Origin of the sequence: Clostridium moutaii, assembly GCF_041205085.1 — a bacterium.
In the GTDB taxonomy this organism is placed as follows: Bacteria; Bacillota; Clostridia; order Clostridiales; family Clostridiaceae; genus Clostridium_B; species Clostridium_B moutaii.
This window is the reverse complement of sequence record NZ_JBGEWD010000002.1, coordinates 132,373-148,594: the sequence shown is the minus strand read 5'-3', so window position 1 is coordinate 148,594 and position 16,222 is coordinate 132,373. Positions and strand designations below refer to the sequence as shown.

Annotated in this window: 18 protein-coding genes; 14 read left to right on the top strand and 4 right to left on the bottom strand. The window is 34.1% G+C overall.

The genetic code is table 11. The features are described from left to right. Positions 1–61: 61 nt before the first annotated feature. The 3 genes from fba to AB8U03_RS03405 form a co-directional block, all read right to left on the bottom strand. Positions 62–994 carry a class II fructose-1,6-bisphosphate aldolase gene (fba, locus tag AB8U03_RS03415; RefSeq protein ID WP_369703147.1) on the bottom strand — a complete coding sequence of 311 codons (933 nt, stop codon included), beginning with the start codon at positions 992–994 and terminating at the stop codon, positions 62–64. 183 nt (positions 995–1,177) lie between these two features. Next, positions 1,178–1,558, bottom strand: a complete 381-nt coding sequence (locus tag AB8U03_RS03410) for a DUF4363 family protein (protein WP_369703146.1) — start codon at positions 1,556–1,558, stop codon at positions 1,178–1,180. Between the two features lie 11 nt (positions 1,559–1,569). After that, complete coding sequence (locus AB8U03_RS03405) at positions 1,570–2,250, bottom strand: DUF421 domain-containing protein (RefSeq protein WP_369703145.1); 681 nt, start codon at positions 2,248–2,250, stop codon at positions 1,570–1,572. Positions 2,251–2,465: 215 nt separating this feature from the next. Here AB8U03_RS03405 and AB8U03_RS03400 point away from each other — a divergent pair, with 215 nt between their 5' ends. The 5 genes from AB8U03_RS03400 (at position 2,466) to AB8U03_RS03380 (ending at position 7,515) form a co-directional block, all read left to right on the top strand. Beyond that, positions 2,466–4,115, top strand: a complete 1,650-nt coding sequence (locus tag AB8U03_RS03400; protein WP_369703309.1) for a nucleoside kinase — start codon at positions 2,466–2,468, stop codon at positions 4,113–4,115. Positions 4,116–4,285: 170 nt separating this feature from the next. Then, a complete protein-coding gene (gene larB / locus AB8U03_RS03395; protein ID WP_369703144.1) occupies positions 4,286–5,032 on the top strand; it encodes a nickel pincer cofactor biosynthesis protein LarB in 747 nt (248 codons plus the stop codon). A 178-nt stretch (positions 5,033–5,210) separates the two neighbouring features. Next, entirely contained in the window at positions 5,211–5,573 is a 363-nt protein-coding gene (locus tag AB8U03_RS03390) for a hypothetical protein (RefSeq protein ID WP_369703143.1), read from the top strand. Next, positions 5,563–6,081: a molybdopterin-binding protein gene (locus AB8U03_RS03385; protein ID WP_369703142.1), complete on the top strand. Its 519-nt coding sequence runs from the start codon at positions 5,563–5,565 to the stop codon at positions 6,079–6,081. The genes AB8U03_RS03390 and AB8U03_RS03385 overlap by 11 nt, the downstream gene beginning before the upstream one ends. An 18-nt stretch (positions 6,082–6,099) precedes the next feature. Further along, the gene (locus AB8U03_RS03380) at positions 6,100–7,515 is read left to right on the top strand and encodes a sigma 54-interacting transcriptional regulator (RefSeq protein WP_369703141.1); all 1,416 of its coding nucleotides are present in this window, start codon (positions 6,100–6,102) and stop codon (positions 7,513–7,515) included. Positions 7,516–7,648: 133 nt separating this feature from the next. Here the strand turns inward: AB8U03_RS03380 and AB8U03_RS03375 are convergent, their stop codons facing one another. After that, complete coding sequence (locus tag AB8U03_RS03375; RefSeq protein ID WP_369703140.1) at positions 7,649–8,440, bottom strand: alpha/beta hydrolase; 792 nt, start codon at positions 8,438–8,440, stop codon at positions 7,649–7,651. Positions 8,441–8,825: 385 nt separating this feature from the next. On the opposite strand from AB8U03_RS03375, the gene AB8U03_RS03370 reads away from it, so the two are divergent. The 9 genes from AB8U03_RS03370 (at position 8,826) to AB8U03_RS03330 (ending at position 16,063) form a co-directional block, all read left to right on the top strand. Continuing rightward, the gene (locus tag AB8U03_RS03370; RefSeq protein WP_369703139.1) at positions 8,826–9,404 is read left to right on the top strand and encodes a 2-oxoacid:acceptor oxidoreductase family protein; all 579 of its coding nucleotides are present in this window, start codon (positions 8,826–8,828) and stop codon (positions 9,402–9,404) included. Next, positions 9,401–9,697, top strand: coding sequence for a 4Fe-4S binding protein (locus tag AB8U03_RS03365; RefSeq protein ID WP_369703138.1), 297 nt, complete (start codon positions 9,401–9,403; stop codon positions 9,695–9,697). Before AB8U03_RS03370 ends, AB8U03_RS03365 begins: the two co-directional genes overlap by 4 nt. 18 nt (positions 9,698–9,715) lie before the next feature. Beyond that, positions 9,716–10,891 carry a pyruvate ferredoxin oxidoreductase gene (gene porA / locus AB8U03_RS03360; RefSeq protein WP_369703137.1) on the top strand — a complete coding sequence of 392 codons (1,176 nt, stop codon included), beginning with the start codon at positions 9,716–9,718 and terminating at the stop codon, positions 10,889–10,891. 11 nt (positions 10,892–10,902) lie between these two features. Continuing rightward, positions 10,903–11,829: a thiamine pyrophosphate-dependent enzyme gene (locus AB8U03_RS03355; protein WP_369703136.1), complete on the top strand. Its 927-nt coding sequence runs from the start codon at positions 10,903–10,905 to the stop codon at positions 11,827–11,829. Positions 11,830–12,123: 294 nt separating this feature from the next. Then, entirely contained in the window at positions 12,124–12,504 is a 381-nt protein-coding gene (locus tag AB8U03_RS03350) for a hypothetical protein (RefSeq protein ID WP_369703135.1), read from the top strand. 12 nt (positions 12,505–12,516) lie between these two features. Beyond that, positions 12,517–13,539 (top strand): hypothetical protein, encoded by a 1,023-nt coding sequence (locus tag AB8U03_RS03345; RefSeq protein WP_369703134.1) that lies wholly within the window; start codon positions 12,517–12,519, stop codon positions 13,537–13,539. A gap of 13 nt (positions 13,540–13,552) precedes the next feature. Beyond that, positions 13,553–14,146, top strand: a complete 594-nt coding sequence (locus AB8U03_RS03340; protein ID WP_369703133.1) for a hypothetical protein — start codon at positions 13,553–13,555, stop codon at positions 14,144–14,146. Between the two features lie 80 nt (positions 14,147–14,226). Further along, positions 14,227–15,411, top strand: a complete 1,185-nt coding sequence (gene larC, locus AB8U03_RS03335) for a nickel pincer cofactor biosynthesis protein LarC (protein WP_369703132.1) — start codon at positions 14,227–14,229, stop codon at positions 15,409–15,411. Positions 15,412–15,673: 262 nt separating this feature from the next. Continuing rightward, entirely contained in the window at positions 15,674–16,063 is a 390-nt protein-coding gene (locus AB8U03_RS03330) for a helix-turn-helix domain-containing protein (RefSeq protein ID WP_369703131.1), read from the top strand. Positions 16,064–16,222: the final 159 nt, after the last annotated feature.

Genomic DNA, 16,222 nt, shown 5'->3' with positions numbered 1-16,222 from the left:
TAAAAAATTAGGAAACCTTCTCAAATCTAAAGAAAGTCTCCTAATATATGCTAAGTAACGTTTATCTTAAAGAATTTTCCGAACCCAACACATTGATTATTTTATCTTCAACTACCTTTTGTATGGCATCTCTTCCTGCTCCTAAATATTTTCTGGGATCGAAGACTTTTGGATTGTCTCCAAAAGTTTTTCTTACAGCAGCAGTCATGCTCAATCTTAAATCTGTATCCATATTTATTTTACATACTGCCATAGAAGAAGCTTTCCTAAGCATATCTACTGGAATTCCCTTAGCACCAGCTAAGTTTCCCCCATATTTGTTACATGTCGATACAGCTTCCTGATCTACTGCTGAAGCTCCATGAAGAACTATAGGGAAATTTGGCAATTTATTTTGGACTTCTTCCAGTATATCAAATCTTAATTTAGGCTTAAAGTTTGGTGGAAATTTATAGGCCCCATGGGAAGTGCCTATAGCTATTGCCAGTGAATCAACACCTGTTTTATCCACAAAATCGGCTGCCTGGTCTGGATCCGTATATACGTGTTTAGCCGCAGATACATCGTCTTCAACTCCTGCCAGTACACCAAGTTCTGCCTCTACTACAACTCCATATTCATGAGCATATTTTACGACCTCTTTAGTCTTTGCTACATTTTCGTCATAATCTAAGTGTGAACCATCAAACATTACTGAAGTAAAACCTGTTTCCACACATAATTTTACAGTTTCAAAATCAGGACCATGATCTAAATGAAGAGCAAGATCAATTCCCGTTTCTTCTATAGCTGCATCTACCATTGCCTTTAAGTATTTTGGTCCTGCATATTTTATTGCACCTGCTGAGCACTGTAAAATCACAGCGGAATTTTTAGCTTTTGCTCCATTTACAACACCTTGAATTATTTCCATGTTGTTAATGTTAAAAGCACCTATTGAATACTTTCCATCATATGCCTTCTTAAACATATTTTTAGTAGTAACTAATGCCATTTAATATTCCACCTTTCAATATAAGATATTTTATAGTTACAAAAGTCAATTGGCTTATTTATCTACTTTATATTATAACCTATTATTTATTATTTTCCACAGTTTGGTTTAATATGATATTCAATTGTTGCAGTTTAAAACAACCTATAACAGCAATATAATATTACTATTCAATTTGAAAGTTTAGAATAAATTTTGAATATTTAACCGCTGCATTTCCAGTATATGATTCAGAGAATTTTGTATTACATTTGTAGAGGATAGAGATTCTTCCGAATTTTTATGATTTATATGATGGATAAGTTTCCAGGATTCATTGTTGATGTCTTCTATCTCATCATGATTTGAAAAAATGGATAGATTGGAAGAATATTTTTTCCAATCTGCCATAAAGTTTTGAGAATTTTTATATGCTTCATCCCAGGAATTTGACTGAATGGATTTTTCTATTTGTATATTTGAATTTTCTAATTTTGTACATATAGTATTTAAATAATTTACTGAGAATATTATACAAAAAACCATTACTACAAATATGCTAAAAGATATTATTATACTTTTCATGTAATCACGTCCTATTTATTTTTTTCTCTTAACTGACAATAAAATTTTCCTTTTGAATCCAGCATAGCTACCAGTATATCCTTTATAGAAGATACACTGTTTTTTTTCATCATCTGATTTAACCAGCTTTCATCTTTATTTGCTATGATTAAATTTTTAAAATTCACCTTACCATCTAACACCAAGGTTATGGGTAAACTTTCCTGGGCAGGTTTTATCTTTAAATCCATCTTTGTTACAGGTTCAAGTTCCGTTTTGGGTATGACGGAAAGCCGGCCGCTGGTTTCGAGTATGGCATATTCTATATCCGATAAATTATAATATCCCTGCATCCTCAATTCTTCCATCAAATTATTTATGTTGAATTTTTCATCCTTTAACTTCTTTAAGTCCAATTTGCCTTTGTCGATCAATATACTGGGTTTGCCGCTGAAAAGTAATCTCATTTTTTCACTTTTAAGTTGAAACAGCGCCAGCAGAGACTGTAGGGTTAGAAGAGTTATTATGGGGATTACTCCATGAGTTATGGATATTCTCGTATCCTGCATTGGTAGGGAAGCTAGTTCTGATATCATTATTGCTATGGCCAATTCAAAGGGTTCCATTTCTCCTATTTGTTTTTTCCCCATAAGTCTCATGGATACTACTACAAGCAAATATAATATAATTGTTCTAAAAAGCACTGTAAACATAAAATACCACCTTTCAAGTTATATACTCTTAAATTTTTATACTTACTTATATTCTTACATTAATACGAAAAAATATGAGTAAAACGAGAACATTTCCAAGTAAATATGAAGTATAATAATAATGACACTAAATTAAGGGGATGAAATTTATGGATGAGCTGATTACTAGTTTAAGGTACAAGGATATTGATACCTTTAGCAGCAGGGAGGACCATATGTTATATCTTAAATTGGGATGTAAAAATGTTCAAGTCAAATATAATACCATTTTATATAAAATATTTAAGGACAATTATCAACCGCAGGATATACCTGTAGTATTGGCCAAAGTAAATGGAGAATATTTTGAACTCACCAGTCAATTAAAAGAATCTGGAAGTTTTGAAATTGTAGATATAAGAGACACCCTGGGAAATAAAACTTATGTTAGAACTCTTCAATTTGTACTCATTAAGTCTGTATATGATTTATTTCCTAATGCCAAGGTAACTATAGAACATTCTTTGAGCAAGGGGATATTTGGAGAAATTCATAAAGACACTCCACTTTCAGAAAAAGATATAAAGAGAATAAGAAATAGAATGAGGAATATAATAAAATTGGACATACCTATAAAAAAAGTAGGCATGGATAGGAAGAAAGCTATAGAAATTTTCAAAAGATATAATATGGAAGACAAGGTGAGACTTTTAAATCATGTGAATACAGAAGAAGTAAAACTATATGAATTAGACGGAAAATATGATTATTTTTATGGTTCCATGGCCTTTTCTACAGGGATACTCAAAGTGTTTGATCTTATGTACTACAAACCTGGTTTTATACTCAGGTATCCTGTAGAAGCTGATCCACATCATCTTCCTAAGTTTTTGGAATATAAAAAATTAAGTAAAATATTTTATGAAACGGAACAGTGGGGAAATATATTGGACGTTGGAGATGTAGGTTCCTTAAATAATAAGGTGGAAAGTGGAGAAATTGTAGATATTATAAGGGTGGCGGAGGCCCTTCATGAAAAGAAAATAGCAAATATAGCTGATATGATAAGTGAAAGAAAAGATGCAAAAATCGTATTAATTGCAGGGCCTAGTTCCTCAGGAAAAACTACCTTTGCAAAAAGACTTGCAGTTCAGTTGAGGGTAAACGGAATTAAACCAGTTTCTATTTCACTGGACGATTATTTTGTAAATAGAGAATATACCCCCAAGGATGAAAATGGGAATTATGATTTTGAATCCATATATTCCCTGGATTTAAAACTTTTTAATGAACATCTGGAGACTCTTATGGAGGGAAAGGAAATTGAAATTCCAGTATTTAATTTTAAAAAGGGAGCCAGGGAGTGGGTTGGTAAAAGGGTAAAGCTGCCATGCAATGGCGTAATTGTAATTGAGGGAATACATGGTTTAAATGAAGTTCTTACTTCTGCTATTCCCAGAAAAAATAAATTCAAAATATATATAAGTGCTCTTACTCAGTTAAATGTAGACAACCATAATAGAATAGCTACTACTGATGTGAGAATTATAAGAAGAATAGTCAGAGATTATCATTTTAGGGGTTATAGCGGTGAAGATACTCTAAAGATGTGGCCCTCTATAAAAAGGGGCGAAGAAAAAAATATTTTTGTATTTCAGGAAAATGCAGATGTAATGTTTAACTCCACATTGGTATATGAACTCTGTGTGTTGAAAAATTATGCACTTGAAGAGCTGGAAAAAATAAAAAGCTCCAGTCCGGTATATTACGAATCCTTGAGACTTAGAAGTTTTCTTCACTTTTTTAAAGAAGTGGATAAAAAGTTTGTTCCCCGCAATTCCATTTTAAGAGAATTTATGGGGGGAAACGAGTTTGAAGATCAATAGTTTATAAATTATGGTTATTAGTTTTAAGTAGGCAGTTCACGGTGATATGTGAACTGCTAGTTATTTTTAAACTCTTATGAATAATTAGTTGAAAATTACAACCATAATTAATATAATTAAAATCAAAGCAATGTTTAAATTTAATATATTTTGTCTAAGAGGTGAAAAAATTGGATGAAGCTGAACTAAGAAAATTATTGGAAGATATTAAGAAACAAAAAATAGATGTGGATGAAGGGGTGGAAGCATTAAAGGATTTGCCGTTTAAAGATCTGGGATATGCCATGATAGACAATCACAGGGAAATAAGAGTTGGATATCCCGAAGTTATATATTGTGCAGGGAAAACTGTGGAGCAGGTAAGGGGAATAGTAGAATTTATGCTTACCAAGGAAAATAATATATTGGGAACCCGGGCCAATGAGGAAATGTATAAGGCGGTAAAAGAACTTTGTCCCTATGCAAAATACAATGAGGAAGGCAGGACTATAACTATAAGGAAAAAAGAACAGGAAGAAACTGATTCCTATATTGCCATAGTTACAGCAGGTACATCAGATATTCCCGTAGCTGAAGAGGCATTTGAAACTGCAAGAATATTCGACAATAAAGTCAAGAAGGTGTTCGATGCCGGGGTGGCTGGAATACACAGGTTGTTCAATAAAATGGATATTATAAGACAGGCAAAGGTAGTCATAGTAATTGCAGGAATGGAAGGAGCACTGGCAAGCGTGGTAGGCGGGCTGGTAGATAAGCCTGTTATTGCAGTGCCCACAAGTGTGGGATATGGGGCAAACTTTGGAGGAGTAACCGCTCTTCTTTCCATGCTGAACAGTTGTGCCAGCGGAGTAAGTGTGGTAAATATCGATAATGGTTTTGGAGCAGGTTATCTTGCAAGTATTATAAATAAACTGTGATGTGAAGTATTTATTGTAAGAGTATGCAAAATGGCGGACTACATATATGGACATTTTCTAACAGATTGTGATAAAATTAAAAATAAATATGGGCAGTTAATTTAGAATTATTAAAATATTTTTCAAATGTATATTCAAATTTTATGCGGTAAAATTAACTCATAGGAGTGAAACAAAGATGGATAATTCGGTAATAGCATATATAGACAAGACAGTGGTAAGAATAAAGGGCGTGGATGTAAAAGGGCTTAAGCCTTTTGAACTGGAAAAAAAGCTTTCGGAATTTATACAAAGGGGCATAAGGGTAATAGGAGTAACTGGTAAATCTATAGAAATGGATGTCTATAATATAGATCCAGAGGCCATATTAAAAGATGAAAGTGGAATAATAAAGGCAATTTCCACAGTTGAGGGAATTACAGCAACGGAACTTACTAAAATTGACTCTGCAAAGAAAATATTAGAAGTGGATGTAGACAATATACCAAAAGGGCAGCAGTATGGGTGTCAAAAAGAAAGGTGGAATAATCTTGATAAATAGTGTTGTCATTATACCAACAGGGAATGAAGTATTAAACGGAGTTGTAACCGATACAAATAGTTCGGCAATAATGCAGTTGATTTTAGATCAGTATCCTAAATGTGAGATAATGCGTTTGAAGCCAGTATCTGACGATGAAGATGAAATAATAGGGCAGCTTAAAAAATGTGTTGATAAAAATATAGATTTGGTAATTTTTATAGGTGGTTCCGGAGGAGGCCACAGGTATGTATCTACCTTGGCAAAGGATTTTACTCACAGTGCCATAGAAAAATGTATAAGTGAATATAAATATAAAGAGATATACGGAAAAAACGGTCATATGTGGTCTAAACTAGTGGCAGCAAGACAAGGAGATACACTGGTGGTAAATGTACCGGGACCTTATGTGGAGGCTGTTGAAGCAGCTAAAGCTTGTATTCATTGTTTAGCTGAGAATGAAAAGGATTTAAATATTATAGTTGACAGAATATCCAGTGCAGTTTTATCAAAATACCCTAAAAATTAGATTGGTGTTGATAAGATTATGAAATATTTTAAATATCCGCAGATAAATGATATATTTGCAGATATTATTAACTCCTTGAATGAGGGAGTAAACGTTGTGGATAAACAGGGGAATCTTGTTTTTGTCAATGAAATATCTGCACAATATGTAAAATGTAAGTCTGAAAGCATGATAGGAAATCATATATCTAAATACTATCCTCAAGCTGCATTGCTGGAAGTAATAGATAAAAGGACCATGGTGTTTTACGGGAAGGTAAAACATACAAATGGAAGAAAGTATATGGTAAAAGCAAAGCCCATATTCATAGATGAAAAATTGGAAGGTGGATTTGCAATATTTTCTGATATTACTGAAATGGAAAATTTAAACGATAAAATAAGAGATCTCAGGCGTAAAATTTCATTAAAAAATAAAAACGATGCATTTTCCAATATTATAGGCTCCAATTCAAGTTTGAGTACAACTATTGAAAAGGCCAGGAAAACCGTTGGAGCTCTTGGAGGACCTAGGCATTGCATCATAACTGGTGAATCAGGAACGGGGAAAACCCTTCTGGCAAGGTGTATTTACTATTATGCCAAGGAAATAGGGGTGATAAAGCCAGATGCCCCATTTATTGAAATAAATTGTGCTCAGTTTACCAATACTGATATTGCTGCCATGGAGATATTTGGATGCAGTGAAGGCTCTTTTACCGGTTCGAAAGATAAAAAGGGATTGTTTGAAATGGCAAATGGAGGGATTTTGTTTTTAGATGAGGCTCATGCTTTAAACAATTATCAAAACCTTCTGCTTAAAGCCATAGAATCAGGAACTATAAGGCGAATCGGAGGAAATCGTGATATACCTGTAAATGTTATTGTAATAGCAGCTTCTACAAAAAATTTGGAGGAAGTGCTGCTGCCGGAGCTGTATCAGAGGCTGGGTCAGTATGATTTGTATCTGCCTCCTCTCAGGGAAAGATCAATTGAGGATAAGATTCAAATACTTACTGAATTCATAAATAGATATGAAGCCAATGTATATGATAAGTATAATATAAATTTAAATGTAATGTTTTCAGATGAAGCAAAAAAAATATTATTAAATGAATATTATCCTAGAAATATAAGGCAATTCAGGGATATAGTTAATCAAAGTATAGATTGTGCAGCACCCCTTATAAGCAATGTTACGGATTCTAATTTAAATATTACAGTGGATGTAGAACACCTGCCCGTTGATTCCATTTATACCAATAATGCTGATAAAAACAAAAATTCCGCTAATAAGCTGGAAGTAAATAGTGATTCTGAAATAGTGGATAATATTATTTTGGAACTTAGGAAAAAGGGGCTTGGACCCAGGAAAATAGCCAAAGTGCTTAATAAAAAGGGTATAGATATCAAGTACTATCAAGTTGCATATAAATTGAAACAGAAAGATTTTTAATTATATATCAAGTAAACATGGCTATATAAAGATACGTTAATATCCAAGAGGATATTAACGTATTTGTTTAAATACTAATATTTTTGCAGGGTCAATGTGCCCATGCATATACCTCCAATTACGGCCATGATTACTAAAAATATTCATTTAACCACGTTACAATCAAGGATTGTAGTACATCATGTTTATTCATATATACATGATCCACTTCGTTTAGCTTATGAAAAACTTTTTTGCCCTTGTATCTTTTGTACAATTCCTCCGACCCTGAAATTGGTACGGCACAATCTGCAGTCCCATGTATAATAAGCAGAGGAGTTGAGTAGGTATCTGCAACTTCTAAGGGTTTATAGTTTCCCTGGAGCATATCTTTGACAAAGATACCATCATCTAGAGTAAAAGCTTTGTTAAAGAAGTTAGAAATGGTTTTTCCGGAAACTGCCTTGTCCCACAATTCTTTTCCAAGTATGCCTTCCGAGCTAAATGTTTCAATCGGATGTATTGCTGCAGAGAGAGCCATTCGTCCTTTAATTGCCGTATCACTGGGATATGACAGTGCAATTAACCCTCCTAAACTATGACCACAGAGTATGATTGGAGAACCGAAAAATTCCGGACTGATTTTTATCCAGGAAACTATAGTGTTTAAATCCTGCTGCCATCCTGATATTGTAGTGTCTTTTGAAAATTGCCCATAGCTTTCACCTGAACCTGCAAAATCGAAACGTATTGCTATGTACCCTGCAGCCTCTATGCCTTTAGCCAGATTGAGTATAAGCTGATTGGGGCCGATTTTGTCACCGGTAAAACCGTGGCAAAGGATTACAATAGGTGTACCATCAGCTTTTTCTCTGTAATTATGAACCATTACGGATAATTCCTTTCTACCCTTTACAAACAAATGTTTTTTTAAGATATTTTTCAAATTATTACCCCCTTATATAAATTTTGGTGTATAAGTGAATTTTAGCACATCATATACCAATGTTTTCTATATTGAATAAATAAATTCTAGGATAGCCCAAAAACAGTAACTATTCAGAATATTTTCTGCAAACATTAATTTTATAAAAAACCTTTTCCTGTTAGTATATTGTTATAAAATGTTGGAATTACAACACTTTAATAGACAAATTTTTAGTATGGCTTATGACTTTTTAATATATGCAACATTCATTCCATCTACTAAAATTGTATTAAGAGAGAAAAAAATGAAGTTAATTTGAAATATTTACAGTTTGGCATTAAACTTGCTACAGTAAAACAACAAAGTATAATTTTTTATGTTGAATTTTATAAGGGGGTAAACAATGAGTAAGATTATCGAAATCAGGTGGCATGGAAGAGGGGGACAAGGTGCTAAAACAGCATCTTTGCTTTTGGCAGAAGCTGCATTCAATACAGGTAAATATGTTCAGGGATTTCCTGAATATGGGCCGGAGAGAATGGGAGCACCTATAACTGCGTACAACAGAATAAGTGATCTGCCTATTAAAATACACAGCAATATTTATAAACCGGATTATGTAGTGGTAGTAGATGAAACCCTCATAAATAGTGTAAAGGTTACAGCCGGATTAAAGGAGTCCGGTGCAGTAGTGGTAAATACATCAAAAAAACCTGAAGAAATAAAATCATATTTTGATGACTATAAAGGTAATATTTATACCATTGATGCCAGAAAAATATCTGAGGAAGAACTGGGCAAGAATTTCCCCAATACTCCTATGCTTGGTGCAATAGTTAAAATCTCAAAAGTTATGGAAGAAGAAGAGTTCATAAAAAATATGGAAGGATCATTTAAGCACAAATTTGCAACTAAACCACAGGTAATAGATGGTAATATGGCGGCGTTGAAAAGATCTATGAAGGAGGTACAAAAAATATGAGCGATAAAAATTATTATTCCACAGAGTGCAAATGGCAGGATACAACTCCAGGTGGAATAATTCTTGATGCGGGAAATGCCGGTGAATTTAAAACTGGAGACTGGAGAACTACAAAACCGGTCTGGGACCAGGAAAAATGCAAAAACTGTTTTTTATGTTGGGTTTTTTGTCCGGATATGTCTATATTGGTTGAAAATGAAAAAATAAAAGGTATTGATTATGATCACTGCAAAGGCTGCGGCTTATGTGCTGCTCAATGCAAATTTGATGCTATAAAATTGATTTCGGAATAATAAGAAAGGGTGATGAATATGGCAAAGAGAGTAAGTTTAAGCGGTAACGAAGCTGTTGCAACTGCAATGAAGCAGATTGAACCTGATGTAGTAGCAGCATATCCTATAACTCCATCTACAGAAGTTCCACAGTATTTTTCACAATTTGTAAATAATGGACAGGTAAAGACAGACTTTATACCAGTTGAATCAGAGCACAGTGCAATGAGTGCCTGTATAGGTGCTTCGGCTGCCGGTGCAAGAGTAATGACTGCCACATCTTCCAATGGACTTGCATATATGTGGGAGCCACTTTATATTGCAGCATCTCTGAGAAGGCCGATAGTTATGGCAGCAGTTAATAGGGCACTATCAGGGCCTATTAATATACATAATGACCACAGCGATACAATGGGTGCCAGAGATTCAGGATGGCTTCAAATATATAGTGAAAATGTACAGGAAGCATATGATAATTTTATACAGGCAGTTAAGATTGCAGAAAATACTGATGTAAAATTACCTGTAATGGTATGCTATGATGGCTTTATAACAAGTCATGGAATTGAAAACATGAATTTACTTGAAGAAGAGGAAGTAAAAAAATTTGTTGGAGAGTACAAATCTGACTACTCTCTTCTTGGGGATACTCCTGTTGCTTTTGGAGCATTTGATGGGAACCAGTATTATTTTGAACATAAAAGACTGCAGGCTCAGGGAATGATAAATGCTAAAAAAGTGATTCTTGAAACTGCAGATGAATATGAAAAAATTACAGGAAGAAAATATAATTTCTTTGAAGAATATAAATTGGATGATGCGGAAATTGCCATAGTTGTCATTGGCTCTTCAGCAGGTACTTCAAAAGTAGTTGTGGATGAACTGAGAGAAAATGGCATTAAAGCAGGACTTGTTAAACTCAGAGTATTCAGACCTTTCCCGGCACCTGAAATAGCAAAGGCATTAAAGAATGTAAAAGCATTGGCCGTTCTGGATAAAACGGATTCCTTTGCCACTACGGGAGGGCCTCTTTTCAAGGAAATAAGAAGTGCTCTTTATGGAGATGGCAATGAGAAGATTGTAAAAAGTTATATTTATGGATTAGGCGGAAGAGATGTAACTACAGACAGCATTAAAGAAGTTTACACAGGACTTACAAAAGATTTAGCTGCAGGAAGATATGAAATTTACAACTATCTTAGTGTTAGAGAATAGGAGGAGATAAAATGGCAGTAAATTTAAAAGAATTATCAAAAAAAGCAGACAGAATAACTGCAGGCCATAGAATGTGTGCCGGATGTGGAGCACCAATAGTTGCAAAGTGGGTACTTAAAGCATTAAAACCGGAAGATAAGGCAGTTGTTGCAAATGCCACAAGTTGTATGGAAGTTTCCACATGCCTTTATCCTTATGTTGCCTGGAAGGATTCATTTATTCATTCAGCATTTGCCAATGCAGGGGCAACTATAAGCGGCGTTGAAACAGCCTATGATTCATTGAAGAAACAAGGCAAGATAAAAGACAACTACAAATTCATAACTTTTGGCGGAGACGGCGGAACTTATGATATTGGTCTTCAATCACTTTCTGCCACCATGGAAAGAGGCCACGATGTGCTTTATGTATGTTATGACAATGGAGCATATATGAATACCGGAATTCAAAGATCATCTGCTACTCCTTTCGGTGCCAGCACTACTACCTCCCCCCAGGGAAAAGCAGTTCCTGGAAAACAACAGTATAGGAAAGATCTGACCAGTGTAATAGCTGCCCATCATGTTCCCTATGCAGCTCAGACTGTTGCCTCAAAATGGAAGGATCTTTATGAAAAATCCGAGAAGGCAATTTATACCAAGGGACCTGCATTTATAAATGTACTTACACCTTGTGCAAGAGGTTGGAGATGTGATACGGAAAAAGAACTCCAGATAGTTGACCTGGCTGTTGAAACTTGTTTCTGGCCGCTGTACGAAATAATTGACGGGAAATATGTACTGAATTACAGACCTAAGAAAAAGCTTCCTATAACTGAATGGTTAAAACCGCAGGGAAGATTCAAACATTTATTTAAAGCTGGGAATGAATACATGATAGATGCAATTCAAAAAGAAGTGGATAAAAACTGGGAAGAACTGCTTAGAAGATGTAATTAATTTTGTAAATGGATTTTTAAGTTTTAGAGAAGATTTTCAGGCTCTAAGCTTTAAAATCCGTTAGCATTTATAATTTGATAGTGTTATAATTCTAACATATATTATGGTGAAATCTAACAAAACATTATCTGATAATTATCAATATATAAAGATTTCATTACTTTAAGTATCTATTATACATAATAGATGGTGAAATTATAAGCAATAGTAAACATTTATATATTTGGCATTAAAATTGCTCCTGACATATATAAAAGATATTAAATTATTATTTTAGATGAGGAGATGAGAGTTATGAAATTGATGCATACCAAGCTTCCTGAATTTATTGAAAAAATGAAGAGGGCAGCTGTAAAAAACACTCCAGATAAAACTATTGAAATAAAAGGGCTTGAAAATTTAAAATCTGCTAAAATGCAGTCCCTTAGAACAGGAAGAATTGAACTTTCAGTAGAAGAGCTGGCAAAAAGAGAAGATGTTGAAAAGGTTGAACTCATTGTTATACCAAGAGTTCCTGAAACCATGCACACTGTCATTGTCAAGGGAATTGACAAAAATGGAAAGGCTAAAAAAGCAATTTTAGAAGTTATCAACATTATACATCCTACTGAAGAGGTGGAAACTGCAGATTGTGAAGAAGTGGAAGATAGAAGACCACCTTTGGGAAAACATTAAGGAGGAATAATCATGAAAAAGCTGTTATATAGAATGATAAAGCAGGGTCAGGTCAGAGATATTTTAATTCCATTAAATATAGTATTTGTAGATAAAAAAGATATTGAAAACTCAGGACTTGAAATAGATGAGGCAATTAAAAAAATAGCTCAGCAAATAAAAGGACCAGCGGGCATAAATGTATTTGATATGGATGCCTGCACTACCAGCAGTGATGGTATTGTGCTGGACAGTGCAATAGTTAAAATGGCTGCATCAGATAACGGAAAAATCCATAAGGAATTTGGAATGCTTCCAATGGAGGAGATGGAAGTTACAGATCAGTTAATCTCCGAAGAACCCCATCTCGCACAGTGGAAGAAATATTATAGTGGAAGAAAACTTTTTAGAGGACCTAATCCCGCAAAAAAAATGATACCAGTGCATAATGCAGTTATGACAGGTAGAGCTGTTAACAATAATTCTGCTACTGAAATGATGAATGTGGTTACTATGGAAGAGATTTTATTACCTATTTTTGGACAACTTCAAATAATGAAGGATCAGGATGTACTTATAGGTTATACAGGAGAGTTTATATCTGTGGGAATTGGAATGACAGTTGCTGAAAAATATGGAAGAGTATTCCCTACCAGACAATTCAAGGCAGGAGATACGGCTCATGGTTCAGGAGAGTATGCAAAAACCCTTAAAAAACATATTCCTTGTATAGTGGCTCCTAAAGGAGTTATTGCTAAATATACAATTGATGCATTAAAAGCTGGCATGATTCCGGGAAAACATATTGGATGTTCCCCTGTGGTTTTAACAATTGCCAAGTATTTAGGCATTGACATAGATTTTGATAATATTACTGAAAAAGCTCAAGCAGAGCTTGCAAGTGTAGGCATTACATTTGACTATTTGAAAGCTCCAGTTGAAAAGTTGTCTGAAGAAGAGATTATAGCAAAAGCAGAAGAGATTGTACCAGGTGTGGAGAAGCCGGTAAAAATAAACAGTAGTGAATTTGTTACAAAAGAAACTCTTGAAGTATAATTTTTTAAGTTAAATGATTGTGTATAGTATAAATGATGTTACTACTTTTATAGTAAAAACTGTAACTGTGGAATCATATCCCATAGTTATATGCGGAGTATGTAATAAAAACAAGAAGAAAGAAAGTTTGGATAAGATTTTGGAACTAAAAAAAATCAAATTCAATGGTTTAAAGGATCCATTTTTTATTGATTATAAATTAGCTCACAGAGTGAAAACCATATCACCTGATTATATAAAAGCATTGGGTGTCAGCATCAATATTGATGGTGTTAGACAGTCTACTGGTGGAATAATTGGATCACCCAGGGAGGATATATCTTCTTCAGATAAAGATATAGAATGCCTGGAAGGCGGTCTGGTGGTTGTTTCAGTACCTGGAGGACCTGGATTTATAATTGGAAGCAATGAAAACACAGCTAAAAAAATATATGAAGAATCTATGCTGGAGGATAAATCCGCCTCTCATAGGATGTTTAACATACTATCCAATATGATGAAATACCATGTGAATCTAGGACTTATTATTACGGATGGCTGTGGACCCAATAGCAGGGGAAGTGCAGTGACAATACAAAATGACAAAATATGCATGAAAATATTATAGAATAAATTAGTTTATTATGACTATGAAAGTAAATTTACATAACAGCTGCTTTCATGGTCATTTTTTAAGGAGGAACAAACATGAAAATTGCTTACTTTCAATGCACTGCCGGAATAAGTGGAGACATGATTTTAGGTGCACTGGTGGATGCCGGATTAAAGCTGGATGTTTTAAAAAATGAGCTTATGAAGCTTAAAGTACCTTTTGACTTAAAGTCAAAACATGTATTGAAAAATGGAATAGGAGGTACAAAAGTACAGGTTATTGTAGAGGAAGGCCATGTTCACAGGCATTTAAGCCATATTAGAACTATTGTACAGGAAAGTGAACTTGGAGAAAAAGTTAAGGAAGATATAATTAAGATATTTACAAATCTTGCGGAAGCAGAGGCCAAGGTACATAATACCACTGTGGAAGCTGTACATTTTCACGAAGTGGGAGCAATGGATTCAATAATAGACATATGTGGTGCGGTTATCGGGTTGGATCTTTTAAAGATTGAGAGAATATACTGCTCTCCCATACATATAGGTACAGGATTTACAAAATGTGCCCATGGAATTATACCGCTGCCTGCACCTGCTGTGGTACAGCTGCTCCACGGCATAAAGATATATTCAAAAGGAGTGGAAAAGGAACTTGTAACCCCCACTGGTGCTGCTGTTATTTCCACTCTCTGCAGTGATTTTGGGGAAATCCCACCTATGAATATGGAAAGCTGTGGTTATGGAGCAGGGGACAGGGATCTTGACATACCTAATTTACTTAGGATCTGTATAGGTCAATTGGAAGACAATGAAAATAATAATTTGGCAAAAGAAGGGGAGGCCGTAAAAATAGAAGTCAACATAGATGACATGAATCCCCAGTTTTACGAATACATATCCAAAAAATTATTTTCCGCAGGAGCAGGAGATGTGTATCTGCAGACGGCTTTCATGAAGAAAAATAGAATTGCCAATATATTATGTGTCAATGCATGCGGTGCAGACATGGATAGCATCTTAAAGGTTATATTTGAAGAGACAACTACTATTGGTGTAAAAGTGTTCAATTTTCATAAATACATGCTGCCCTATAAAGTGGAGAAAGTAAATACGGATTTGGGGGAATTTTCTGTAAAGATAGCGTTTTATGGTGACAAAATTTCGAATATATCTCCTGAATATGGAGAATGTTGTGATAAGGCCGAAAAATATGGCATACCTATTAAAAAGGTATACGATATGGTAAAGCAGGCTGCTGCCAAACAAAATATTATATAGATAATTTTTTGTAAAATATCCTGGGAAAACAAAACCCGGGATATTAATTTTTTTGCACTTTTTATTTAGAAGCTCATCTAAATTGTTCTTTTATTTTAATAAATTTAGCACTCCAATTTGAATAAATAATATAGATATTATTTATGATATGTACAATGATTGCGCACATTGCATATATAATTTTTTGGCATATAGATTATTTATTTAATTAATCGTTACGTATAAAGTTAGAGTAAGAGGCTAAGGACAGGAGTGAAGACAAATGAAGAATGAGGAATTAATCAATGGACGGGAAATAGGTCATAGAATCCGTGAAAAAAGAGAAGAATTTAGTTTAACAAGAGAAAAATTTGCTGAAATGGTAGATCTCTCTACGCTTTATATAGGACAATTGGAGCGGGGAGAAAGACAGATGAGCCTTACGGCTTTAGTTAAAATAGCTAATTGTCTCCACGTTACAACTGATTATTTAATATACGGAGAACATAAAGAAGAAACTAAAGATACTCTGATAAAGGAAAAATTTAAGAAATACCAGTTATCTAAAACAGAAGATAATGCTATATTGTACAAGCTGCTTGAGAGGTGTTCCAAAAAAGAATTGAATCTAATAGAAAATATGGTAAAATTAATCCTGCCCTATATCAGATAATTAAGGGCAAAATCCATATTACATGATGGTAATTTTTTCTAATTAACAATTGACAGTGAATAGTGAATATGGAACTATGATAGGTTAAAATGCAGTAAAATAAAATGGGGTTTGGCAAAAATACTTTTTAAAAGTAGTTTTACGAAATTTCATCTTTGT